Source organism: Erysipelothrix aquatica, from assembly GCF_009828825.1.
Classification (GTDB): Bacteria; Bacillota_I; Bacilli_A; order Erysipelotrichales; family Erysipelotrichaceae; genus Erysipelothrix; species Erysipelothrix aquatica_A.
Genome location: NZ_WTTA01000001.1, coordinates 156,304 through 180,483 on the forward strand (window position 1 = coordinate 156,304; position 24,180 = coordinate 180,483).

Here is a 24,180-nt window from a genome sequence, read left to right on the forward strand (position 1 = left end):
CTATTTCTTAATTTTTCTTAATTAATATTCTACGTGATATCCATCACAATTTCAAATGCTATAATTAAATCAGCAAAGAGGTATGACATATGAAGAAAATATTAATTGCCGATGATGAAGCAGATATTCGGAATATTCTTAAAATGCAATTAGAACTACAAGGTTATGAAGTGGAAGTCGGTGTAGACGGACAAGATGCTGTTGAAATGGTAGAATCAGGGAATCAGTATGACCTTGTATTACTTGATATTATGATGCCTCGTCTAAGTGGTGTTGATGCTTGTATAAAGATACGTAAAATTACGAATGTGCCAATACTTTTCCTTACGGCGAAAAGTGGAGAACAAGATATTGTGGAGGCGTATGCCAATGGTGGTGATGACTTTCTCTCCAAACCATTTTCTAAAGTGGAATTGATGGCGAAAGTAGATGCTTTAATTCGTCGATACCGTATATACAGTGAAAAGTCTCTAAATTCCGATGATTCACTAATAGTCCTTGATTTATTCTCATTTGACATAAAAAGACGAATTGCAAAGTATGATGGTGTAACTGTAGAACTGACAAATGTAGAGACAGATATATTATTCCTTCTATTACGAAATAGAGGTAGAGTGTTTGATACTAAACAAATCTTTGAAGAAGTTTGGAGAGAGCAATACTATGCAGAAGCTGGTAATACAGTAATGGTTCATGTATTTAATTTGAGAAAAAAATTGGAGACAAGCGACAAAAGTTCGATTGTCAAAACTGTGTGGGGAAAGGGGTATCGAATTGATGTGGACCTCTAAATTTAGACATCTAAGTAGGATATATATTTTATATTTTATGTTTAGTCTTGTACTGAGTCTTGGTTTAGCTTCATTTATGTACGCTGCAGGAACTCATTTAGTCAATAGTTACTATTTAAGCGAAAATGCTATAGCATCTCGGAAGAAGTCATATGAAGACTCTTTCATTACTTTCATTCAAGAGAATAAGGTTGCTTCTACCGATGCATCACAAATTTCACGTTGGATAAAACAAAATACAGATGTTTATCTTTTCCTCATAGATTCAGATGGATACATATTTTATGAGTCCGGATACTGGTCTGATATGGCACCCGTATACGTTGAAGGAAGCATAGTAGTTGATGAAAACCATGAGGGCTTCGAGTTGACTCCTGATGAAGGTTCTCAGGAAATACTGTATGAGACGAGGAATGTTGAGTTCACAGATGGTACATTTACGTTATATATCAGTGAGTCATCAGAACTATTCTGGGTTAAAATCGTAAATTATGTTTCAATAGGTTTCGGTGTACTTTTACTGATGCTACTTCAAATCCTGTTTACAAATAAAGTAATCAAAAAAGTAAATCGTCTAGCGCATGAAGTTAACCAAATAGGAACAGGAAATATCAATTTTCCAATCACAAAGGAAGGATGTAACGAACTTGCAAAACTAGCGCAAAATATTGATTCCATGCGTGATTCATTGCTTGAACAAATGAAGAAGGAACAGGAAGTTGTGAATAGGAACTATGAATTAGTTGGGTCGCTGTCTCATGATGTGAGAACACCACTTACCTCATTAATTGGGTACATGGAGCTACTGGATGAAGATTTTAAAATGACTGATGCCCAAAAGAGAGAGCTAATTTCTAGGAGTAAAGAGAAGACGTTTCAACTAAAATTGATAACTGATAAAATGTTTCAATATTTCTTTGACTTTAATGAAGGATATCTCGACACGAACATACAAGACTTCAACCTAAGTATCCTTTTGCAACAACTAATTTACGAACGTGTATTTGATCTAAGTAATGGTGGATTTGTAGTAAAAATAGATTTAGAGGAAACAGAAGGCACCTTAAAGGTAGATTTGCAATATTTACATAGGCTTTTCGATAATATCTTTAGTAACATTAGTCGCTATGGAATGAAAAATGATGTCACAATAAAAGGATTCAAGAGAGATAAAGGTTATGTGATAGAATTCGAGAATCTTAAAAATCTAAGTAATATTAGCTTGAAAGGTACGAATGTTGGTTTAAAAACATGTGCCAGTATTATGAATCAAATAGGTGGAATGTTTGAGGTGCATCAGACTGCCAGAAAATTCATTGTAATTGTAACGATGCCATTGGAGGAGAATTAATGAAAAATGTAGTCGAATATTTAGAGAAAACGGCATTAAGTAAACCATTGAATATAGCAGTAATTAATAAAAATGAGAGTATAACTTATTATGAATACAAGGTTCGATCACAACAATGTGCTAGTTTCATTTTTAATCATTGTAGACCTCGTACACCAATAATTGTATACATGGAAAAAGGTATTGAAGCATTAACTGTTTTTATGGGAGTTGCTTATGCTCGGTGTTTCTACATCTTTATTGACCCTAGTCAGCATCCTTCTAGAATACAAGAGATTCTTGACATTACTGAGTCGAAGTACGTAGTTGTAAACGGACAAGAATTTCCATCATCGATAAATTATGACGGTGATTTCGTAAGTTATGAGACACTAATGAATGAAAGAATAGACAGAAAGGGAATTATGAATGTCGCCTCAACACGATTAGATACAGATCCTCTTTACTGCAATTTTACATCAGGGACTACTGGATTACCGAAAGGAGTTTTAGTTTCACATCGATCGGTGATAGACTTTATAGATCATTTCACATCAGTATTCGATATTAACGAAGACGATAAAATCGGAAATCAAGCGCCTTTCGATTTTGATGTTTCGGTCAAAGATATTTACAGTTGTCTGTCGACAGGGGCTTCACTCGTAGTAATTCCTAAACCCTACTTCTCAGTAATCACAACACTTATAGACTACATTATAGAGAAGGAAGTTACGATATTAGTATGGGCTGTATCAGCAATTAGTATGATTGCTCAATTCAAAGGGCTTGAGTACAAAATACCGCACAAGATAAGAATGATCATGTTTAGTGGTGAAAAAATGCCGATTCCAATTTTAATAAAATGGAAAAACAAGCTTCCAAAGTCTCAGTTTATTAACTTATACGGACCTACAGAAATTACGTGCAACTGTACCTACGAATGGATACCTGAGGTAATTAACGATCAGTATGTAATGCCTATTGGTAAAGCATTCGCAAATGAATGTGTAGTCCTGTTAGATGAGAATAATCAAGAAATTACAGATAGTAACAAAAATGGTGAAATCTGTGTTGTGGGTTCGTGTTTGGCCTTGGGGTACTATAATAATAATGAGCAAACTAAGTGTGTCTTTGTGCAGAATCCATTGAATACCAAATATCCAGAAAATATGTATCGCACAGGAGACTTAGCCTATTTTGGAACTGATGGCAAACTTTACTATATTGGTAGAAAAGATTTCCAAATAAAACATATGGGACATCGTATTGAACTTGAAGGGATAGAAACAATTGCCTATCAAAACGATGGCGTAACGCAAGTATGTTGCTTCTATAACGAAACGAATCAAAAGATAATTCTTCTATACACTGGTAAAGTTGAGAGCATAGAACTGAAACGCTATTTCATTGAATCTGTGCCATATTATATGGTTCCATCGATAATTGTAAGTTATGATACGTTGCCACTCAACAAAAATGGAAAGTTGGATCGAACTAAAATTAGAAAAGAGTATGAGATAAAATATGGATGAAAAGATATTAATTAGTAATAAAGCATTATTCGAAAAGGCTTCTTATATTTTTCAAATTGACAAATTAGTGACTCATGTTGAAAGATTTAAAAGTCGTTTAAACTCAAACATTAACTTATGCTATGCAATGAAAGCAAATCCATTTCTGGTAAAAGTTTTAGACCCCTATGTCAGTAAATTTGAGGTGTGTTCTTTTGGGGAGTTCAAAATTTGTGAAGCATTGCAGATTGAAATGTCAAAGATCATTCTCTCTGGAGTTTCAAAAAGCATGGAGGAAATCGATTACGTTGTCATGAATTATGGTTCATCGGTTACTTACACGGTTGAGTCGATAAGACAGTGGAACCTACTCAATCAAGCAGGAAAGAAGCATAAGAAGCATCTAAAGGTGTATTTGAGATTAACTTCAGGAAATCAGTTTGGAATGTCTAAAGAAGATATTGCTCGACTTTGGAACGATTCATTTAATCAAACGGTACTCGAGATTGTTGGGATTCATTACTTTGTTGGCACACAACGCCAAACCGTTTCGAAATATACTCGTGATTTTGAAAAATTAAATTCCTTTATCGAAACCTTTGCAGGCACTCATTCACAATCAATTGCATTAGAATACGGGCCAGGGTTACCGATAGATTACTTTGTTGACGAGAGTGCTAATGAAATTGCTATGGTCGATGCTCTAATTGAAGCATTAGAGAAACAAAGTGAAACTCGAGAAACAACAATTGAATTGGGTAGATATCTTGCCGCACACTGTGGATATTATGTGACGAAAGTCGAAGATGTAAAGTGTAATAATGGTACAAATATTGCGATAGTTAATGGAGGAATCCATCAATTGAATTACTTTGGCCAAATCATGGCAATGAAGTCTCCTTTCTATTCACATTTAGAACTCGGAAAGGTTGGTCGAAGTGGTCTGTGGAACATTTGTGGTTCATTATGTACGACAAGTGACGTTCTATTAAAAAATCAGAATCTAAATGATGTAAAAGTTGGTGATCTCTTTGTCTTTGAAAACGTAGGTGCATATTCAGTGACAGAAGGAATTTCGTTGTTTTTAAGTAGAGACCTACCACAAATATATTTTTATACAACAAGAAGCGGATTTGAATTAATCAGAAGTACATTTGAGACCTATAAAATTAATATGAAAGAAGGACGATAATATGGAACAACTACAACAGATTTTAATGGACATTAATCCAACAGTAGATTTTGATAAGGAAACAAGGTTGGTTGACGAAAGGATACTGGATTCACTATCAATATTAGCATTAGTTACAGAAATTGAAGCAGAATTTGATGTTGAAATATCTCCTATGGATTTGGTTCCTGAAAACTTCAATTCGAAAACAGCACTTTGGAATTTGGTTTGCAGATTGAGAGATGACGCATAGTGTCGTACATGTCTCCAGTCTATTTCGTAGTTTTTATACCGACTACACTTCTTGTGTATCAAATGTTTCCAAAAGAGAAACGCTGGATCATTCTTTTATTAGCTAGTTTAACATTTTATTTTATGGCAAATTCGTGGCTCATATTATTCGTGATTTTTACAAGTCTTTATATATATATGTGCGGTCTGGCAATGGACTATCTGAATAAAAGTAGCATTTCAAGACAAATAGAAACCCCATCAATATCGAGTGTGGAACGTCAACAAGCAATGCAGTCAAAAAAACACTTAGCAATGTGGGCAGTTATTCTAATTCTTACTGCACTCGTTCTGTTGAAGTACACACCTTTTATTATTACAAATATCAATAATGTGTTGGCTTTGGTTCTTCCACAGGTTAGCATTCCGTTGTTGAAGTTTGTTGTTCCCCTTGGTATATCGTTTTACTCTTTACAAGCAATTTCATATTGCGTGGATGTTTATCGTGGAACAATTGAGGTCGAAAAAAATCCATTAAAACTTGCATTGTACCTGACTTTTTTTCCAACGATTATGCAAGGACCTATTACACGGTACAAAGCTATACAAGAGTCCCTCTTTGCTGGATATGCAATAACAGCAGTATCATTAACAAATGGAGTACAGCGAATTACCTGGGGACTTTTCAAAAAAATAGTGATAGCAGATCGATTGAATAGTCTAGTAGTTAGTATTATTGACGTTGATAACGCTGGATTCTCAGGATCAATTATACTAATTGGCGCGTTGGTGTATACAATTCAATTGTATATGGATTTTTCTGGGATTGTTGACATTAGTTTAGGTACAGCTGAAATCTTCAATATCACACTCCCAGAAAATTTCCGACAACCGTTTTTTGCTACTACAGTCGTTGAATTTTGGAAACGCTGGCATGTAACTTTGGGCTTATGGTTAAAAGATTATGTATTCTATCCGGTGATGTTATCACGTCATATGAAGCAATTTACGAAGAGAACTCGGAGAATTTTCGGAAAACACACTGCTCTTTTAATTACGAACATTATAGCTCTTTTCGCGGTCTGGTTCTGTAACGGTCTTTGGCATGGTACGGGGTGGAATTACCTGTTGTATGGTATGTATTATTTTATGTTAATCTCTTTGAGCGTGGTTTGTGCACCAGTAATATTATTAGTGAAAAAGAAACTACATATCAACGATAAATCCGTATCCTTTCGAATATTTCAAGGATTCAAAATGATTACGATAATCGTGATTGGAGAGCTTATTTTTCGCGTAGAGAGTATTTGGAAAATTCTCAGTTTAGCTAAAAACGTGATCTTTAAATTTGAAATTTTGGATGTGTCTAATGGTTTTTTTGAAAGATTTTCTTTCAATATATTTGATTTCTGGATTGGAATTGTAGCGATTATTTTAGTGCTTATTGTTGATATCATGAAGGAGAAAAAAATTGATCCAAGAAGAAGTATAAACTCGCGTCCGATTTTAATTCGATGGACCTTATCCTATTTGATAATATTATTTATTGTTATTTTTGGTGCCTATGGACCTGGATACACACCAGTAGATATAATCTATGCTGGATTCTAGGAGGATTTATGGAAAAATTAAGAAATGCAATTACTGTTGTTGTTTTTATAAGCATACTTGTACTGCTCCTTGTAGTACTATCGAAATCATTTGTTGCCTTAGAAGTTTCTGGCATAAAATCAGAAAAAAAAGATACGATTGATTACCTTGTTTTAGGGGACAGTGAAGCTTACACATCGATATCTCCGATGGAAATTTGGAAAAAAAGTGGATTGAAAGGTTACAACCTTGGCGTTTCCTCTCAAACACTTCAAAAGGGCAGTACAGTTTATAGGAAAGCGTTAGAGAATCAACAGCCTAAGGTACTCCTTATTGAAACGAATTTTATTTTTAGAAATACAGGAATGATTAATGAACTAGAGTATTTTCTAACCAATACGTTATCCGACTCATTTGCAATTTTTGAAAATCATAGCAACTGGAAAACCTTCGCAAAAGAAAAACAGTGGCCAAGTTTTAGACAACCAATTATGTTACCGAATCCTCTAAAAGGATACTACTTTAATGTTGACCAAAATCCATATGTAAAAGGGGACTATGTTAAACCTACGAATGTAAGGGCGGTGATTCAACAACCACAAAGAGAGATCTTAGATAATATTCTTGAGCTAAGCCGTGAGCGAGATATTCAAGTAATCTTCTATTCATCACCAAGTCCTGTTAATTGGACTTATGCACAACACAATGTAATCTCAGATATAGCTACTAAAAATGGACTTCAATACTTGGATCTAAACCTTCTCAGTAGTGACCTTAATATTGATTGGTCGAAGGATACGTATGACGCTGGAGATCATCTCAATTTCTTTGGAGCGAAGAAGGTAAGTGAGTTTATTTCAGAATCTTTGGAAAACAATAGTGCTTTGAAAAGTAATGGGATGGACATAGATAGAGATCTATGGATGTCAGAGATGAAAACTTATGATGAAATTGTAGTCGCTATGAAAAATAGATACAGATAAATTATATATCAAACAGTAACTTAAAACTAAGTTATAAGTGTATTTAGTTATTTGCTTATATAAGACAACAGTTTAACAAATACTCTGAAACCATTACACTCATATCTAATAATTTAGAACAATATTCTAATTGAACCGAACCTGAATCTTACATATTGATAAGAATGTTCGGTTTTTCTATAGCGAAACTATCTCGATTATAGGGATAGAATCTACAACAAAAGAATGAAAGAGAAACGTTTCATATTGAGTAGAGCTTATGGTGCTAATTCATTGTCCATTAAAAACATTACTATCCTGTTGATTTACGGGGAATTAGAACTAGGAGAAAAGATTCAAATAGATATTCTTATCCTAATTTTAGAATATAATCGATTAAATACTTATTAATGATGAATCGTGACTTATGCTTAGGTCCAAGTTCTATTGTAATGCTTCACAACATGGTATGAAAGTACTCTTATACGTTGTGAGACCCCTTGTGGTGATTAATCAATCTGAAATCAGACCTAGTAGAAATCAGATCAAGTATGAACCACAGTATAAATATCAATTGCTTCCAATACTCATCGCAAAGACGTCAACAACAACTTTTAAAACTATACTTGTGCTCATTGAATCAATTAGTATCTTTAACTCTTTTGAGCAGTAGTAGCCAACTTGCACTAAAATTCTCTGAAGAAATAATCTCACCACGGAAGATTCCAATGCTTTTACTGAAGATATAACATCTTCACTATGAGGTTAGGGTCTAGACGATAAATGTTTGTGAACACGTTCGAGACTAATGGATATGCCATATTCAACAAGAAACGACGATTGAGCTTTATTACGCCTAAGCACTTGTTATACTTAATTAAAATTTCAGACAGATGAGACCTTGTCTTCTGATTTTCAATATCGCGTTTTTAAGGGTGACGATTTAAAAAGCTGTAGTAAGTAGAACACTTAGCATTTAGAGCTTTAAAAAGACGTGATATCTTGTGTTTTGATTTAATGATCTCGATTCCATTTAGGCGTTGTTTGAATGGGGTATAGATTGGGAATGGGATGGGCCTATGCGAATACTACATTAAATTTCAACAAGGAAGCGTGATTCCTGTGAAATACATCATCGGGATAACAATTTCAAAAATCTAAACCTTTCAAAATGCCGTATCTCAAATAAAAGGTGGTTGAGTCTTGGGAACTCATCCACCCCTTATTATTCAAAAAAATTTACTTTAATTTAATGCCCTTTTTTATTACTTTTTCTCATTTTCGAAATCAACAAAGTGGCAATTCCAAATGAAATGAGAAGTGCACCCCCATAATATACATTAGTTCCATTTATGCCTGTTGCTGGGAGTGTTCCCGTTTTCGTATCTTTCTCATGGGGGTCGATGCCATTAATTTTTTTATAGATGAAGTTAATGTATAACGCGTCAGTATTAGCGATACCTTCAGCGATTGGGCCGGTAACTAAAACATAGCCGTCAACAGTAGGTGCATCGAATTTGTAAGATTCCATGAGTTTCAAATTAATGTCTTGAGCATCCATTAGGACATTTCCGAGTTCATCCGTATATTCAATAGTAACCGTGCTCATAAATGGTTTAAATTCTGAGTTCGAACGGAAGAATAATAATCCGAATACAGATGTATTAATTTCAAGATAGTCCGTAAGTTTTTGGTCAACAACTTTTCGAGATGATTTTGAAGATGATGCATGGCGCATATAGGTACCATCTTCTTTTTGAATAACAATACCTGTATGTGTAACGTCAAGTCCTGCGATGTTTTTACGAATACCGATATAGTCACCAGTTTTGAATGTCTTGAGAACATCTTCAGTTACATTATCGCGTGGTATGTAATTAATATCTCGATTACGCACAGCAAGTCCTGGAATATAAACACCATTAGCTCCTTGATTTAAGTCTACGGAGTCTGTTTTAACGATTGAAGCATATTGTGGTGATGTTAAAAGGTCTGTTGCGACAATTGGTGACTCAGTATACCAGTCGGAGTAAAAATGTTTGCGGTGTAAATAATCAACTTTAGCATCGCGGTAACGAACATTTTTTAGATTGTTAATGAAATCTTCTACTGAATGGGACTGTTTGAAACTTTCGATATAATCAAGAAATGTAAAACAATCTAGCTCATTTAGTGCAATTACAAGTTGTTCAGAATCAGTTGTAGAACCAACTAAACGATTCGCAACATAAGGCGTTTCTAAGAAGTATGCAGAAATTATTTCAAGCTTTTCCGCATCAGTTTTTAGGTTGTTTTGTCTTAGAAGGGTGAAGACATCGTCCATCATGCGTTTTGAAGTGTCATCAAATTGAATCTCAAATGCTTCGGAAGTATAACGATAGGTAAACGTTACGGTATTCGTATCTTGAACGATTCCGGTATTGTCTGTTGCACTGACAAGTTCGTATCCTGGTAAGCTTGGTGCCGCAATATTGAATGGCTCACCATAGGGTAGGCTTTCAGTTAGTGTTTCGTTGATTGTATTGCCAACTTCGTCTTTAAATTCAATGTTAATGGTTCCGTGAATTTGCTCGAACTGGGCATTTGAACGGAAAAATAAAAGTCCAGTTACGGATGTATTGATATCGAGGTAGTCTGTAATTTTTTGATCAACCACTTTTAGAGCAGATTTTGACGAAGAAGCATGTCGCATATAGATGCCATCTTGTTTCTCAATCACGATACCCGTATGGGTAACATCCAAACCAGCTATATTTTTACGGATTCCAATGTAATCACCTGTTTTTAGAAGCGGAAGTACATTAGATACTTTGTCCCTTGGAACGTAGTTTATGTCGCGTTCACGAACAGCAAGTCCTGGTATATAAACACCTTTAGCACCTTGGTTTAGTTCAACAGAATCAGTTTGAACAAAGTCACTGAATTCAGGTTGTGTTAATAAGTCGGTTGTGAGGATTTGGTTTTCTGAATACCAATCTGAGTAGAAGTGCTTACGGCTCAAATATTCAACGTTAGCATTGATGTAGCGTACGGTCTTAAGTTGATTCACAAAATCTTCTTCATTTTTCGAACGTTTGAATGTTTCGATATAGTCTAAGAAGGTGAAGCAATCTAATTCGTTTAACGCAATAACGAGTTCTTCAGGTTGCGTATTTGATCCGACAAGACGGTTTGCAACATAAGGTGTATCTAAAAAGTACCCAGATACAATTTCAATTTTTTCGGCATCTGTTTTATCCTTATTGTCCTTAAGTAAGGTAAAAACATCGCGCATCATTTTTTGTGACGTTTCATCAAATTGAATTGTAGGTTCGATGGCGTCATCTGCGTAAACTGGCATTGTAAATGGACTTACGCATAAAGCCAGGGTCAAAACTGCAAGTATAAATTTCTTCATATATCTTCTCCTGTATTCGCTTACATATTTAAGCTACCACTTTATTCACATTCTTGCAACAAAATTTCAAAGTAACTTAATATTTATAGAAATTGTATTTCTTTTAAATGACGGATCACATCGGTATCTCGCAGATGAATAACATTTTGAGACGTTAGAGATAATGATTGTTAAAACTACTATTCGTAAACGCATAGGGCATCTTTACCGAAGCAAAAATTCTAACTTTCTTGTACAAATGAAAGGTAGGAAATAAAACTCCGAGATTTTCACATCTAGAAGGAGAATAGGTATATCTCAACTCTATATTGACAATCATCTATATAGAGGTTAATCTATATAGAGCAACAAGAGATGATTAAACTGAATCAGATTTTTTTTTTAATTTCTGATTTTGATAGGAATTTTTGGTTAGATGGTAATTATTTGGAGGGTAGACTATGAAACGTAATAATATTAGTTTTTTTGAAAGGCATCTTTCACTATGGGTGCTGGTATGTATGGTCATTGGGGTCAGTATCGGAAAATTTGCACCAGAAATTCCATCGTTCTTAAATAAATATGAGTATGCTAAAGTGTCAATTCCTATGGCAATACTCATTTGGATCATGGTTTATCCTATGATGATGAAAGTCGATTTTGCAAGTATAAAACAAATTAAAAAGAATCCAAAAGGCTTGTACATAACCTGGATCGTTAACTGGCTAATAAAGCCTTTCACGATGTATGCAATTTCATATTTCTTTTTCTTTATTGTTTTTAAAGCATTAATACCTGCAGATTTAGCGAGTGACTATCTAGCTGGGGCTGTCCTTCTTGGTGCTGCTCCGTGTACTGCCATGGTCTTCGTATGGAGTTATCTAACAAATGGTGATGCGAGCTATACTGTTGCCCAAGTTGCGACTAATGATTTAATTATCCTGTTTGCTTTTGTTCCAATCGTAGCATTGCTCTTAGGTGTTGGAAACGTTGGCGTACCGTTGAATACACTGATACTTTCAGTGGTATTATTTGTGGTTGTTCCGCTAATTGCTGGTGTTTCAACGAGACATTGTGTAGTTAAGAAAAAGGGACAAGAATATTTTGATACAGTCTTTATAAAGAAATTTGATGCGTCAACGATGGTAGGCCTTTTATTAACATTAACTTTTATTTTTAGTTTTCAAGGAGAGGTTATCCTATCAAATCCACTGCATATCTTATTGATAGCCGTTCCCCTTACGATTCAAACGTTTTTGATATTTTTCATCGCATATGGAACGTCTAAGCAGCTACAACTTCCACATTGTATTGCCGCGCCTGCTGGGATGATTGGCGCCTCTAATTTCTTTGAGCTTTCTGTTGCGGTTGCTATTGCGTTGTTCGGTGCTCAGTCACCTGTAGCGCTGGCTACGATAGTCGGGGTGTTAACAGAAGTTCCAATTATGCTGATCTTGGTTAAAATTGCCAACAATACAAAGCATTATTTCCCAGAGTAATTGGTATGAGTTAAGGCATAGGATACAAAAAACACTAATAAAATATAGACATCAATTCAGATAAAATAGGAGAAAATATGAAACCAAAAGTAGCATTTATCTGTGTACACAATTCATGCAGAAGTCAGATGGCAGAGGCTGTCGGAAAGATTCTAGCGTCAAATACATTTGATTCTTATTCGGCAGGTACTGAAACAAAGCCTCAAATTAATCAAGATGCAGTTTCATTAATAAAGGAAAAATACAATATTGATATGAATGCAACACAGCAATCCAAGTTAATTGCTGAAATCCCAACTGTCGATATAGTCATTACAATGGGATGTAATGTTGATTGTCCTTACTTGCCGAGCAAGCATCGTGAAGATTGGGGACTTGATGATCCATCAGGTAAAGGTAAAGAAACATTTGAAAATACGCTTAAATTAATTGAAGAAAAAATCATCAATTTGAAGCGTCGAATTGAGAGCGGACAGATTTTTTAAAGGATGCAGCCGCAACTCGTAAAGTTCTCATAAATTACGAAATAAAACAAAAAACAATTATTCTAAAGGAGTGAATATAATGGAAAATGCAGACTTTGCATTACTTTTTAAAGCAATGTCCGATGAAACACGTTTAAGAATCATCAATATGTTATCAAAAGAAAATTTATGTGCATGTCACATTCTTGAAGCGTTCAATATAACCCAACCGACGCTTTCATACCACATGAAAATACTCGTTGATTCAGGAATTGTAACGAGTCAAAAGGATGGAAACTGGACACGTTATTATCTTAATAAGGATTCAATCGAGAAAGTTCAAAAACTTACCTTGGATTTGCTGTCTGTTGACCCAAGCATAAGAGAATCAGATGCTTGTTGATGTGTGGGTTTAACTTGAGTGGTTAAAAATTATTAATTCCAAATCTATTATGGAAATAAATAATTTTAATGGATTTCTACAAAACTTTGACGTTTAAGTGATATTTTAAGTTAATAGTAATTACAAAAGGACATGAATGGAGTCAGTGTATAATATGTGAACTGCTATAGTGACAACACACGTGACGCATTATGTAGCATATTAGTGCTTTGATCTTTTTGGGTCATAATAAGAAACTCCTGTACTGTATTCAATCGAACAATGTGTTCGTAACCACATTATGGAACCTTTTTATATGATTAAAATATAGAATGATTATGCGATTCGAATTGATATTCTATGTATTATTATTGAAATGAGAAGCGAATACGACGAATGGTGCAATTTCCGCCATTTGTTTTTCGCGTATTAGATAGACTAAAATTGATTCAATCGTTTCTGCATCCAAAAAGGTGCGAGAGGAATCAAACTATCTATCGCGGCATTTTGTTGAGACAACGTATTTTCAACGTATTTACGCAGTACGTATTCATCTACAGACGGGTACAGTCCTTCAATGCCATTCAAATCACGTCCTCGTGAATGTTGGAGAATATTTTAGTAAAAGTACTAGTATCCATAAAACTGCAAAGGGAATGATGTGGTTGATTTAAGTGCTCTAATTGCTTCAGTTATTTAGTAATCCCAATGTATTTGAATAACTCAACTAAGCTCAACCGGAAACAGAATTAAATAATACTTAGAAGCATAAAAGACCGCGATTTACCGACCAGAAAAAGTAAACGTCATGATATACTATAGATAAACTAAAATATGCAATTAAGAAAGAGGTGATTGTATGGTCTTTTTGAAGTCTTTTCAACTTTTAGATGCTATTGGTGAGCACAAAGTGTATGAATCAGAAACGAAAAATATCTATACAACTCGCTATCCTTTGGGAATTTTTCCGCTGAAGCAGCTCGACATGCTTAGTTTTGCACCAATCACAATTTTCTATGGAAATAACGGTTCCGGAAAAAGTACGCTTTTAAACATTATTGCTCAAAAATGTCATGCGAAACGCATTACCCCTTTAAATAAGGGGATATTTTTCGATAATTACATCGCGCGTTGTCAATTTGATCTTCGTAACGAAGGTCTACAAGAGATTAAAGTAATCACGAGTGATGATATATTTGATTATCTCTTAAATATCCGTGCCATTAATACGGGTGTTGATCGCCAAAAGGAATTACTGATTCAACAGTATCTAGATGCGAAATACGACACAAGGAATATAAATCAACTTGATACTTATGAGAGCTTAAGAGAAAAGGTTGATGCACGAAGCAAAACAATGTCTCGATTTGTTCGAGATAAGCTCATGACGAACACACTGCAAGAACAGTCTAATGGTGAGTCGGCGCTCATGTTTTGGGAAAAGGAAATAACTGAGAACGGACTCTATATCTTAGATGAACCTGAAAACAGTTTGTCAGCGAGTAATCAGAAAAAACTTTGTAAGTTTATCGAAGAGTCAGCAAGATTTTTTAACTGTCAATTTATTCTATCAACGCATTCACCATTTTTACTTAGTTTAAAGGGTGCAATGATTTATGACCTGGATGATGTTCCAGTACGCGTAAAAGACTGGACCGAATTAGAAAATATTCGAGAATATTATTATTTATTTAAAGAACATGAGTCTGACTTTTAAGATTAAAATGAACAATTGTCGCTTTAGATAGAGGCTATTATGGTGCTCCGTATGTATATATTTAATGACCTAGTAGAGAAAGCAAGGATGCTTTCTTTTTTTAGGTAAAGCTGATTCAATCAATGAATACACATTAACAGATTCATTTTTAGGTGTATCCATTGACAGATAGATTCATTCATATTATATTATAAAGGAACGTTCATTCCAGAACAGAGGTGATTATGGCAAGACCTAAAGAATTTTCACGTAGTGAAGCAATTGAGAAAGCAATGTTAGCGTTTTGGGAATATGGTTATTCTCAAACAAGTATGCAGATTTTGACAGATGCAATGTCAATGAGTCGCTCTAGTATATATGGTGAGTTTGAGAGCAAAGAAGCGTTGTTTGCATTAGCGCTTAATCGATATGCTGAGAAAAAAATGACAAAACGTAATGCTGATCTTGAGCAGCTCGATGGAACAGGGCGTGATCGAATTCAAGCCGTTTTTAATATTTTGATTGATGATCTTCATAATCAATCGTTGCCTGATGGATGTATGCTTACAGATACTTTGAGTGCAATTCCTGAAATCGATAAAAGTATCGCTGACTTTATCTCGCAGAATTTTAGTGAGATTAAAGCTATGTATCAAGGTTTAATCAGGCTTGGTAAGATGGATGGGAGTATTCAATCTAGCATTCCGGATGAACAGTTGGCACTGATGGTGTTTAATCTTCATGAGAGCACAATCATTCTGAGTACGATAGATAATGATGGATCGACTCAAAAGCAAGTCGTCCAAGACTTTCTGCAACTTATTGCATAATACAACTAGTACAAATAGGGATAGAGTCCCATTGAGGAGTTAAAAATGACAAAAAGAATCGCAATTAATGGTTTTGGCCGCATTGGTCGTATAACACTGCGCCGCATTTTAAGTGATGCACCAGATATGGAAGTGGTCGCAATTAATGACTTAACAGAACCTAAAGTACTCGCACATTTATTCCGTTTTGATACTGCCTTTGGCCAGTTTGATGGTACAGTAGAGGCAGCTGAAAACGGTATTATCGTTAATGGGAAATTTATTAAAGTTTACTCCGAACGTGATGCACATAACCTTCCATGGCGTGCGGAAAATATAGATGTTGTAATTGAAGCCACCGGATTTTACACATCCGAATCTAAATCTCAAGCGCATCTTGATGCGGGTGCAAAGAAGGTTATTATTTCCGGGCCAGCTGGACCTGTTAAAACTATCGTCTTTAATGTTAATGATGATATACTTACCGCAGATGATCGCATAATCTCCGTTGCCTCATGCACTACAAATGGTCTCGCACCCATGGCTAAAGCATTGAATGATGCCTTCGGACTTGAAGTTGGAACAATGACAACAGTTCATGCCTATACAGGAAATCAAGCAATCGTGGATGGACCTAAGGGTGCTAATCTTCGGGGTGCCCGCGCTGCAGCTGCAAATATTGTTCCGTACACAACTGGTGCTGCCAAAGCAATTGGTTTAGTGCTTCCAGAACTAAACGGGAAACTACAAGGACATTCACATCGTGTTCCCGTTATCGACGGATCGGTTGTTGAATTAGTCAGTATTCTCGGTACTAAAGTTACCGAGGAGATGATTAATGACGTTATGGTTAAGGCAACTGACAACAATCCATCATTTGGATACACTGATTTAGAAATTGTGTCGAGTGATATAATTGGGACACCGTTTGGTTCAATTTTTGATGCAACACAAACTGAAGTTACTACTGTTGGAGATCATCAATTAGTCAAAACTGTTGCATGGTATGATAATGAATTTGGATTCGTGACACAACTCGTGCGTACATTGCTTAAATTTGCAGCGTTATAACGAAGTTTGTAAACCCCGTGTTGTCAATATTACAAAGGAAACTCTTGGATATTATAGATAAAAGTCGAAATGAAGCAATTCTGGAAACAAAAATGTATACACAATCCATGATTAGTTTCACTATTGCGATAGGTATAAAGACAATTGCTATTACAAAAAGAAAGTAAATGAGATTTCCTTTGTTTCCTTATATTAAGAAAATCCAATCTTGGCTCAATCACAGATTGGATTTTTTTGTAAATTCATGTATATTGGACATATGAGATTTGGTGGCACCATTTAACCCAAATAAGATTTGAAATATCTTTAATGGAGGTAAATGACAATGATTAGTAAAAACTCCCATAAGGCTTTGTTGTTGGGGATTGGATTCGAACTCTTTGCGATTTATTTAGCACAAATAAATACAAGTGCAGCATCTTGGATCGGGCTTTTCTTTGCGATAATGGGTTTGTTTTGTTTTTACTTTGGCGTCTTTTCGCCAGATTAGTTTTTCTATTTTTTACAAAGATCAAGTAGAGTGCCCAAGAGTCTAAATTGTATAGGAGACATGGATCAATTACTCAAATGGGATTTTGATAAAGAAGCGTGCTGTTAAAAATCGTGGATATGAACTTGGAGGGCAAAATGAAACGACGGTATAAAGTACTTTTAATAGTTTTAGTATGTCTAGGATTAGTTGCTGTAATGGGAATAATCGATTATAAACGGGTTGTATATGATAGCGATACTGAACGTGGGTTTAAAGAACCATTTTTTGCAATTCGAGTGGGTAATGCAGGTGATGGATTTACGGATGAGTATCGAGGATTATTCTATTGGATTCGCGTTGGTACGGATGGAAAAAATGGTCCGATGGAGGGCTATGTTTATAAGTGTATTGTTCCATTTCCTTTCTCGTACATGTCTGCACAGCAACAAAATTTCTGTTCTTTCGAGTAAGTTATTTTTGATGTCTCGCTTCTCATCAAATAGCATTCGTCCATAGTTGATGATGCATTGTCTTCAAAAACCATCTATAATGATGGATAGAAAAGGGTGGGGAATATGAGAAAAATATTGAGTGTTGTTGGTGTTTTGATACTATTGGGCGGATGCACACGCCAGCCAATTCAAATCGTGACAACATGCACGGATACAAGTAATCCGAAATTTACACAAGAACTTGTCTATATTACAGATGTATCAGGAACGTTTGAAGGGTATCAAGCAAATATTTTGCTTGATCTTGAAACGAAAGAAAATCTTGAAAATGCAGTTGTATCAACGAAAGAAAGAGCGCAAAATTATAATCAGTATGCGTGGATAGATTTTTCGTACACGACAGAAAATACAACATTGAAGACGATTATCGAATACGATTTCCGTTCAGTTACCCCGCAGGAAGTAAAAAATGCTGGATTTACTGGATTTGTGAATGGGCATAAGTTTGCGAACATCAAAGAAGAGAAAGAAATTGAGAACATTAAATTACGCGGTGCGGGATTCGTATGTATTGAGACATAAATTAGAATTAATGACATGCTCAGACGCTATGCATAAATAAAAACTCAGGTATTAAAATATCTGAGTTTTTATTTGTTATCGAAAGAGAGCAATATAATGTAAAGTTAAGTTGACATTTTGGTACAGATGAAGTAAAGTATATTTGACATTAAGGAGGTAAACCTTATTAAAAATGAGAAAATGAAGTTGCTAAGAAAAGAAAAAAGTCTGTCACAAATTGATCTGGCAGAAAGCGTTGGTGTATCACGTCAAACGATTATCAGCGTCGAGAATGGCAATTACAATCCAACGTTAGATTTGTGCATTCGCATTTGCAAGGTATTGAATGTGACATTGGATGATTTATTTTGGGAAGAGGGGTAATTTAGATGTTTTCAGAAAAAATGGACGAGCGAATGATTCTAATTCGCGGTAAAGGATTATTGTATGGTTTCTTCGTGATGATCGGACTGTTGATTCTTAAAAATCTTGCGGTTGATCTACTTGGTGTATCCCTTGAATCCGGAACACGAACAGATTTTGTCATTATCTATGTATCCTTATTTACAGTTGTAGGATATATGTTGTTACATGATGGTGTTTCTGAATCCTATATTGAACGCGTACGGTATGTATTTCTTGCACTTAGCGTATTATTCATTAGTATGATGCTGTTGGTGATTGTTCAAGGTGAAGCGGTTAGTGTTTTGCCACTATTTACAAATTCAATGGGACTTGTTGTTCAAACAGGTGTAACCGTCCTATTTACCGTACTTGTTTTTAGGAAATACGCGTCGCTAAACAGTCTTGAAGATATTTAAGAATTCATAAATGAGTACGAAACGATGTCTTCAATGCAACATCGTTTTTTTTCTTAAAAGATGCACGTGGAAATATTTTCCTAAGTCAATGTGTGTATCCTTAGTGTGCGAATGAATTTTAAAATGATAAAATAAACGTAAGAATGAAGGAGAGAGCGGAAATGGATAATTTGATCGAAGCGTCATTAGCGTTGCATAGCAAACTTAAGGGGAAAATTAGTGTAGAAAATAAGATGGAGGTCACATCGCTTGATGACTTAAGTCTTTTATATTCTCCCGGAGTTGCGCAACCATGTCTCAAAATTAAAGAAAATAAAGAAGCAATCTATGACTATACATGGAAAGGCAATACGGTAGCTGTTGTAAGTAATGGAAGTGCTGTTTTAGGTCTTGGTGATATTGGTCCGGAAGCAGGTTTGCCTGTCATGGAAGGGAAAGCGATGCTATTTAAGGCTTTCTCGGGTCTCAATGCAGTACCGCTCGTGATTGATGTCAATAGTCCGGATGAAATCATAGCTTTCTGTAAAATGATTGCGCCAACGTTTGGTGGTATTAACTTAGAAGATATCAAAGCACCGGAATGTGTATATATTGAACAAACCCTCAAGAACGAACTTGATATTCCAGTCTTTCATGATGATCAGCATGGTACAGCAATTGTCGTCATTGCAGGTTTGATTAATGCATGCCGCCTCGTACAAAAAAATCTTAAAGATGCAAAAGTTGTTGTTGCAGGTACGGGTGCTGCAGGAAGTTCAATTATTCGAATGCTTCATGTCTATGGCGTTTCGGACATTTACGCCATCAATAACCTTGGTGTTGTCGATAAGACAAAACGTGACTCATATGATTTTGTTGTTCAAGAATTGTGTGACTATCTTGCTGATGTTCAAGGGGAAGCTACATTATCTGATGTCATGCAAGATGCTGATATCTTTATTGGCGTATCACTCGCAAATTTACTTTCAAAAGAAAATGTTGGTCAAATGAATTCAGATGCGATTGTTTTTGCGCTTGCTAATCCTAATCCAGAAATATCGTATCCTGATGCAAAAGCAGCTGGAGCTCGAATCGTAGGAACAGGCCGTTCTGATTATCCGAACCAAATTAATAACGTGCTTGCATTCCCTGGTATTTTTAAAGGAGCTTTGGATGTACGTGCACGTCAAATTAGTGAAGCAATGAAGATCGCAGCTGCTGAAGGTATTGCATCATTGGTAGCAGATCATGAATTAGCAGAAGAGTACATTATTCCAACTGTTTTGGATCCACGAGTCGTGGGTGTTGTTGCGAAGGCAGTTGCGGACAAAGCCGTTGAAACAGGACTGGCAAAGGAGGACTAAATGTCAACAATCAATGATATCTACGGCAGTGTTGAAATTCCAAGCGACGTATACTGGGGTGCGAATACCCAACGTAGTTTAGTGAACTTTCCAATTGGTGAAGAAACGATGCCGCAACCGATTATTGAAGCGCTTATTTTGGTAAAAAAAGCGTGCGCTGAAGTAAATAAATCACATTTTAAACTTGAAGATGAGATTGCGGATGCGATTATTATGGCTTGTGATACGCTGCTTGAAGGTGATTATAGCAATCAATTTCCACTCTCAGTTTGGCAGACCGGAAGTGGTACACAAACAAATATGAACGTTAATGAAGTAATTGCAAACTTAGCAAATGAACGTTTAGGGGAAACTAAAGTCCATCCCAATGACCATGTGAATTATGGTCAAAGCTCCAATGACGTGTTTCCTACAGCGATGCATGTGAGTGCTGTTTTGGCGATTAAAAACCGCTTAGAACCGAGTATAGGAAAAATCATCGGTACATTTTCGAATCTCATCGATACCTATGGGACAATTATCAAAACAGGTCGTACGCATCTTCAAGATGCAACGCCAATTTCTTTTGGACAGGAATTAAGTGGCTGGCAATTTATGTTTGTCGAAGGAAGCCGTCAAATAGAAGATGCTTTAAAATATTTACGGACTTTGCCGATTGGTGCAACAGCTGTGGGAACAGGGCTTAATGCTTATGAGGGTTTTGATGCCGCAGTGTGTGATGTGTTGAATCGCTATCTGGAAGAGTCATTCAGACCAACAGCGAATAAATTTCATGGAATGAGTTCAAAAGATAGCTTTGTCTTTAGTCATGGTGTCTTAAATACAATAGCAAGTAATGCAATGAAAATGGCCAATGATATTCGTTTCCTCGCAAGTGGTCCGCGTTGTGGCTTAGGGGAGATAAATTTGCCTGTCAATGAAGCAGGTAGTTCTATCATGCCTGGTAAAGTGAACCCGACTCAAAGTGAGGCATTGATTATGACATCAATTCAGGTTATGAGTAATCAACATGCTATAACAATGGGTTCGGCAATGGGCAATTTTGAATTGAATGCCTGTATGCCATTGATTATTTATAACACACTACAGTCAACACGCTTGCTTGCGGATGCACTCCAATCGTTCAATGATCGGTGTTTATCGGGAATTACAGTAAATGAAAGTAAGATGAATACGAACGTTGAGACATCACTGATGACAGCAACTTTTTTGAATCGCAAATTTGGCTATGATGAAACGGCAACTATCGTAAAAGAAGCACATCAAAAGAATTTGAGTATTCGCGATGTCGTGATTGCACGTGGTCTTATGGACCAAGAAGCATTCGACGAATTTTTTGACTATGAGAAAATGATAAAACCAGATTAGCTGTAAGGAGGGACCGTCTTGAATTCGAGACAACGAAAAATTCTTGAGTACCTGGCTGAACAAGATGCATGGATTAAAGGAAAAGAGTTATCCAAAGTTGTGGGTGTTACGGATCGAACGATCCGATCAGACATCGATTCCCTCAACCAGACCTATCCAGGTATCGTTGCATCAAGTACGCGCGAGGGGTATTTAATCGATTTAGCAATTTATCAAAAGTACAAAGAAGCATCTGAAGATATTATCCCGCAAACACCTAATGAACGAAGTATTTATATTATAAAAGAATTACTATTTAGCAAACAACGACGGAGTATCGTTGCTCTACAAGAAGCATTATTTGTGAGTGAGCATACGATTGAAGGTGATATCAAACGCATTCGGGAGTTAATTAAACCATATGGTGGTCTAAAATTAGTGCGGAACGATAATCATATATACTTTGATGGGAATGAACATGTAAAGCGAAAAATCTATCGGGATTTATTAGCTGATGAAATCAAAGATAATTTCATAAATATCAATCGAACTGCGTCTTTGTATAAACGTTTTGACCTTGTGCGCGTCACTGAGATATTTGAAGCGACACTTGCTGAACATAATTATCAAGTGCGCGAGACCGCTGTGCCAATGATTGTTGTTCATATTGGAATCACAATTGAACGCATGCTTAGTGGTCATTACTTAGATAAGAGTAATAACAATCTTCAAGAAAGTATTGAGTTTCAGATTGCACAAGATTTCTTCCATAAAGTTGTGACGATGATACCTATCACGTATTCTGAGGTTGAAGCAGAGGCATTAGCAACAATACTTATGGGATATAAGAATGCGGTTAAACTCAGTGAAACCCTTCAATATGAAGGGAAGGATGTTAATATCTCAAAACTACTTGCTGATTTGACGGATGTTATCTTTCAAACATTTGATTTGGATTTTACGGAAGATGAGGACTTTCAAAACGGACTGCGCTTGCACTTGCAATCGTTAGTCATGCGCGTCACGAATGAAACCGTGATCCCCAATGCCCATTTACAGGAAATTAAAAAATCTTACCCCTTAATCTTTGAAATGGGATTAGTAGTCAGCCGATTGATTGGAAATGCGTTTGGGTTTGAATTATCAGAGTCAGAAGTAGGATTCATTGCAATTCATATTGGTGCGGCTTATGACCGTTTATCAAATTCTAAAAAATATCAAGTGATGTTGATCGCACCCAATAATCGCAGTTTATCAAAACTAACAAAGGGTAAGATCACAAATATGTTTAAAGATCGAATTGAAATTGCTGAGATTCAAGAATACTTTGTTGAAAAAGATGTCTTGAATCATGACATTGATTTGATTATCTCAATTTTACCCATAGAGCATCGTCTCGAAATACCGACAGTACAAATTTCAATGTTTGTAAATCATGATGATGAAAGTAAGATTTTTAGAGTTTTGAATGAAATGGATAAGAATCGTTTTAAGCAGGAATTTGGAAATCAATTTGGAACGCTAATTGATGAACGGTTTTTCTTCAATAATTTAGACTTGGATACACCTGAAGCGGTCATCGATTATGTATCGAAGGCACTTCAAGATCATTTCATTGTTTCGGAACATTTTAAACAATCTGTTTTAGACCGTGAAAAGATGTCATCCACGTCCTTTATTTACGCAATCGCAATTCCGCATCCACTGGACCTTGAAAGCCATCAGTCTAAAGTTGCGGTTGCCTTGTTAAAAAAACCAATACGATGGGGTAGTTATGATGTTAAACTGGTGATGTTACTTGCTATCACAGAAGAAGATAGTGCTAAGATGTGGCTCTTCTTTGATTGGTTATCAGAAACCATTACGAGTACAGAAAAGATGTCGAAACTACTGCAATCAAAAAATAGAAATGAATTTGTTCATTGGATGATGAACGACTAGGAGGAAATTATGGAAGATTTAGAATTAGTGAGTTTTAAAATTATTAGTGCTGTAGGAGCAGCGAAATCATCGTTTATGGAAGCGATGACATACGCAAATGCTTACGATTTTGATAAAGCCCGTGCACTTATTGAAGAAGGTGAAGGCTATCGTATTCAGGGGCATGAGGCTCATTTTGCCTTAATTCAAAAAGAAGCAAGTGGTGAAAAAACACCGTTAAATTTAATCTTGATGCATGCGGAAGATCAATTAATGGCTGCAGAAACCATTAAAATTCTTGCCGAACAGTTGGTTGCGAGCTATGAAAAATTGCAAGCACTTGAACAAATAATCGCGACACAATCTTAAGAACTCCATAGA

24 protein-coding genes are annotated in these 24,180 nt (G+C 35.8%); 22 read left to right on the top strand and 2 right to left on the bottom strand.

From position 1 onward, the window contains the following. Positions 1-89 precede the first annotated feature (89 nt). The 7 genes from GVV22_RS00805 (at position 90) to GVV22_RS00835 (ending at position 7,607) form a co-directional block, all read left to right on the top strand. Positions 90-791, top strand: a complete 702-nt coding sequence (locus GVV22_RS00805; protein WP_159648310.1) for a response regulator transcription factor — start codon at positions 90-92, stop codon at positions 789-791. Positions 792-828: 37 nt separating this feature from the next. Next, positions 829-2,142: a HAMP domain-containing sensor histidine kinase gene (locus GVV22_RS00810; RefSeq protein WP_159648311.1), complete on the top strand. Its 1,314-nt coding sequence runs from the start codon at positions 829-831 to the stop codon at positions 2,140-2,142. Further along, positions 2,142-3,653, top strand: a complete 1,512-nt coding sequence (locus GVV22_RS00815; RefSeq protein ID WP_159648312.1) for an AMP-binding protein — start codon at positions 2,142-2,144, stop codon at positions 3,651-3,653. The genes GVV22_RS00810 and GVV22_RS00815 overlap by 1 nt, the downstream gene beginning before the upstream one ends. Further along, positions 3,646-4,824 carry an alanine racemase gene (locus GVV22_RS00820; protein ID WP_159648313.1) on the top strand — a complete coding sequence of 393 codons (1,179 nt, stop codon included), beginning with the start codon at positions 3,646-3,648 and terminating at the stop codon, positions 4,822-4,824. The genes GVV22_RS00815 and GVV22_RS00820 overlap by 8 nt, the downstream gene beginning before the upstream one ends. 1 nt (position 4,825) lies before the next feature. Further along, positions 4,826-5,056: an acyl carrier protein gene (locus tag GVV22_RS00825; protein ID WP_159648314.1), complete on the top strand. Its 231-nt coding sequence runs from the start codon at positions 4,826-4,828 to the stop codon at positions 5,054-5,056. Positions 5,057-5,118: 62 nt separating this feature from the next. Next, positions 5,119-6,645 carry an MBOAT family O-acyltransferase gene (locus GVV22_RS00830; protein ID WP_159648315.1) on the top strand — a complete coding sequence of 509 codons (1,527 nt, stop codon included), beginning with the start codon at positions 5,119-5,121 and terminating at the stop codon, positions 6,643-6,645. A gap of 8 nt (positions 6,646-6,653) precedes the next feature. Further along, positions 6,654-7,607 carry a hypothetical protein gene (locus GVV22_RS00835; RefSeq protein ID WP_159648316.1) on the top strand — a complete coding sequence of 318 codons (954 nt, stop codon included), beginning with the start codon at positions 6,654-6,656 and terminating at the stop codon, positions 7,605-7,607. Between the two features lie 1,228 nt (positions 7,608-8,835). Here GVV22_RS00835 and GVV22_RS00840 read toward each other — a convergent pair. Further along, complete coding sequence (locus GVV22_RS00840; protein WP_159648317.1) at positions 8,836-10,983, bottom strand: N-acetylmuramoyl-L-alanine amidase-like domain-containing protein; 2,148 nt, start codon at positions 10,981-10,983, stop codon at positions 8,836-8,838. Between the two features lie 440 nt (positions 10,984-11,423). Here GVV22_RS00840 and arsB point away from each other — a divergent pair, with 440 nt between their 5' ends. The 3 genes from arsB (at position 11,424) to GVV22_RS00855 (ending at position 13,328) form a co-directional block, all read left to right on the top strand. Beyond that, the gene (gene arsB / locus GVV22_RS00845; protein ID WP_159648318.1) at positions 11,424-12,461 is read left to right on the top strand and encodes an ACR3 family arsenite efflux transporter; all 1,038 of its coding nucleotides are present in this window, start codon (positions 11,424-11,426) and stop codon (positions 12,459-12,461) included. Between the two features lie 77 nt (positions 12,462-12,538). Next, positions 12,539-12,946 carry an arsenate reductase ArsC gene (locus GVV22_RS00850; protein WP_159648319.1) on the top strand — a complete coding sequence of 136 codons (408 nt, stop codon included), beginning with the start codon at positions 12,539-12,541 and terminating at the stop codon, positions 12,944-12,946. Positions 12,947-13,025: 79 nt separating this feature from the next. Next, positions 13,026-13,328 (top strand): ArsR/SmtB family transcription factor, encoded by a 303-nt coding sequence (locus GVV22_RS00855; protein WP_159648320.1) that lies wholly within the window; start codon positions 13,026-13,028, stop codon positions 13,326-13,328. A gap of 417 nt (positions 13,329-13,745) precedes the next feature. On the opposite strand, the gene GVV22_RS00860 is transcribed toward GVV22_RS00855, so the two are convergent. Then, a complete protein-coding gene (locus GVV22_RS00860) occupies positions 13,746-13,895 on the bottom strand; it encodes a hypothetical protein (protein ID WP_159648321.1) in 150 nt (49 codons plus the stop codon). 271 nt (positions 13,896-14,166) lie between these two features. Here GVV22_RS00860 and GVV22_RS00865 point away from each other — a divergent pair, with 271 nt between their 5' ends. The 12 genes from GVV22_RS00865 to GVV22_RS00920 all read left to right on the top strand — a co-directional run bounded on the left by GVV22_RS00865 (position 14,167) and on the right by GVV22_RS00920 (position 24,168). After that, on the top strand, positions 14,167-15,024 hold the full coding sequence (locus tag GVV22_RS00865; RefSeq protein WP_159648322.1) for an AAA family ATPase: 858 nt from the start codon (positions 14,167-14,169) through the stop codon (positions 15,022-15,024). Between the two features lie 224 nt (positions 15,025-15,248). Next, a complete protein-coding gene (locus tag GVV22_RS00870; RefSeq protein WP_159648323.1) occupies positions 15,249-15,833 on the top strand; it encodes a TetR/AcrR family transcriptional regulator in 585 nt (194 codons plus the stop codon). Between the two features lie 45 nt (positions 15,834-15,878). After that, on the top strand, positions 15,879-16,883 hold the full coding sequence (gene gap, locus GVV22_RS00875; RefSeq protein ID WP_159648324.1) for a type I glyceraldehyde-3-phosphate dehydrogenase: 1,005 nt from the start codon (positions 15,879-15,881) through the stop codon (positions 16,881-16,883). Between the two features lie 325 nt (positions 16,884-17,208). Beyond that, positions 17,209-17,373, top strand: coding sequence for a hypothetical protein (locus tag GVV22_RS00880; RefSeq protein WP_159648325.1), 165 nt, complete (start codon positions 17,209-17,211; stop codon positions 17,371-17,373). A 137-nt stretch (positions 17,374-17,510) separates the two neighbouring features. Beyond that, positions 17,511-17,825, top strand: coding sequence for a hypothetical protein (locus GVV22_RS00885; RefSeq protein WP_159648326.1), 315 nt, complete (start codon positions 17,511-17,513; stop codon positions 17,823-17,825). 105 nt (positions 17,826-17,930) lie between these two features. Next, complete coding sequence (locus tag GVV22_RS00890; protein ID WP_159648327.1) at positions 17,931-18,389, top strand: hypothetical protein; 459 nt, start codon at positions 17,931-17,933, stop codon at positions 18,387-18,389. A 180-nt stretch (positions 18,390-18,569) separates the two neighbouring features. After that, complete coding sequence (locus GVV22_RS00895) at positions 18,570-18,752, top strand: helix-turn-helix transcriptional regulator (protein WP_201287488.1); 183 nt, start codon at positions 18,570-18,572, stop codon at positions 18,750-18,752. A 5-nt stretch (positions 18,753-18,757) separates the two neighbouring features. Beyond that, positions 18,758-19,189, top strand: a complete 432-nt coding sequence (locus GVV22_RS00900) for a hypothetical protein (protein ID WP_159648328.1) — start codon at positions 18,758-18,760, stop codon at positions 19,187-19,189. 161 nt (positions 19,190-19,350) lie between these two features. Next, positions 19,351-20,532 (top strand): NAD(P)-dependent malic enzyme, encoded by a 1,182-nt coding sequence (locus tag GVV22_RS00905; RefSeq protein WP_159648329.1) that lies wholly within the window; start codon positions 19,351-19,353, stop codon positions 20,530-20,532. Beyond that, positions 20,533-21,900: a class II fumarate hydratase gene (locus GVV22_RS00910; RefSeq protein ID WP_159648330.1), complete on the top strand. Its 1,368-nt coding sequence runs from the start codon at positions 20,533-20,535 to the stop codon at positions 21,898-21,900. Between the two features lie 18 nt (positions 21,901-21,918). Continuing rightward, the gene (locus tag GVV22_RS00915) at positions 21,919-23,820 is read left to right on the top strand and encodes a BglG family transcription antiterminator (protein WP_159648331.1); all 1,902 of its coding nucleotides are present in this window, start codon (positions 21,919-21,921) and stop codon (positions 23,818-23,820) included. Between the two features lie 9 nt (positions 23,821-23,829). Beyond that, positions 23,830-24,168, top strand: coding sequence for a PTS lactose/cellobiose transporter subunit IIA (locus GVV22_RS00920; RefSeq protein ID WP_201290676.1), 339 nt, complete (start codon positions 23,830-23,832; stop codon positions 24,166-24,168). The last annotated feature ends 12 nt before the right edge of the window (positions 24,169-24,180 follow it).

Coding starts and splice junctions, on each gene's coding strand:
- GVV22_RS00805 (WP_159648310.1), top strand. CDS start 90: ATGAAGAAAATATTAATTGCCGATGATGAAGCAGATATTCGGAATATT.
- GVV22_RS00810 (WP_159648311.1), top strand. CDS start 829: ATGTTTAGTCTTGTACTGAGTCTTGGTTTAGCTTCATTTATGTACGCT.
- GVV22_RS00815 (WP_159648312.1), top strand. CDS start 2,142: ATGAAAAATGTAGTCGAATATTTAGAGAAAACGGCATTAAGTAAACCA.
- GVV22_RS00820 (WP_159648313.1), top strand. CDS start 3,646: ATGGATGAAAAGATATTAATTAGTAATAAAGCATTATTCGAAAAGGCT.
- GVV22_RS00825 (WP_159648314.1), top strand. CDS start 4,826: ATGGAACAACTACAACAGATTTTAATGGACATTAATCCAACAGTAGAT.
- GVV22_RS00830 (WP_159648315.1), top strand. CDS start 5,119: ATGTTTCCAAAAGAGAAACGCTGGATCATTCTTTTATTAGCTAGTTTA.
- GVV22_RS00835 (WP_159648316.1), top strand. CDS start 6,654: ATGGAAAAATTAAGAAATGCAATTACTGTTGTTGTTTTTATAAGCATA.
- GVV22_RS00840 (WP_159648317.1), bottom strand. CDS start 10,983: ATGAAGAAATTTATACTTGCAGTTTTGACCCTGGCTTTATGCGTAAGT.
- arsB (WP_159648318.1), top strand. CDS start 11,424: ATGAAACGTAATAATATTAGTTTTTTTGAAAGGCATCTTTCACTATGG.
- GVV22_RS00850 (WP_159648319.1), top strand. CDS start 12,539: ATGAAACCAAAAGTAGCATTTATCTGTGTACACAATTCATGCAGAAGT.
- GVV22_RS00855 (WP_159648320.1), top strand. CDS start 13,026: ATGGAAAATGCAGACTTTGCATTACTTTTTAAAGCAATGTCCGATGAA.
- GVV22_RS00865 (WP_159648322.1), top strand. CDS start 14,167: ATGGTCTTTTTGAAGTCTTTTCAACTTTTAGATGCTATTGGTGAGCAC.
- GVV22_RS00870 (WP_159648323.1), top strand. CDS start 15,249: ATGGCAAGACCTAAAGAATTTTCACGTAGTGAAGCAATTGAGAAAGCA.
- gap (WP_159648324.1), top strand. CDS start 15,879: ATGACAAAAAGAATCGCAATTAATGGTTTTGGCCGCATTGGTCGTATA.
- GVV22_RS00880 (WP_159648325.1), top strand. CDS start 17,209: ATGATTAGTAAAAACTCCCATAAGGCTTTGTTGTTGGGGATTGGATTC.
- GVV22_RS00885 (WP_159648326.1), top strand. CDS start 17,511: ATGAAACGACGGTATAAAGTACTTTTAATAGTTTTAGTATGTCTAGGA.
- GVV22_RS00890 (WP_159648327.1), top strand. CDS start 17,931: ATGAGAAAAATATTGAGTGTTGTTGGTGTTTTGATACTATTGGGCGGA.
- GVV22_RS00895 (WP_201287488.1), top strand. CDS start 18,570: ATGAAGTTGCTAAGAAAAGAAAAAAGTCTGTCACAAATTGATCTGGCA.
- GVV22_RS00900 (WP_159648328.1), top strand. CDS start 18,758: ATGTTTTCAGAAAAAATGGACGAGCGAATGATTCTAATTCGCGGTAAA.
- GVV22_RS00905 (WP_159648329.1), top strand. CDS start 19,351: ATGGATAATTTGATCGAAGCGTCATTAGCGTTGCATAGCAAACTTAAG.
- GVV22_RS00910 (WP_159648330.1), top strand. CDS start 20,533: ATGTCAACAATCAATGATATCTACGGCAGTGTTGAAATTCCAAGCGAC.
- GVV22_RS00920 (WP_201290676.1), top strand. CDS start 23,830: ATGGAAGATTTAGAATTAGTGAGTTTTAAAATTATTAGTGCTGTAGGA.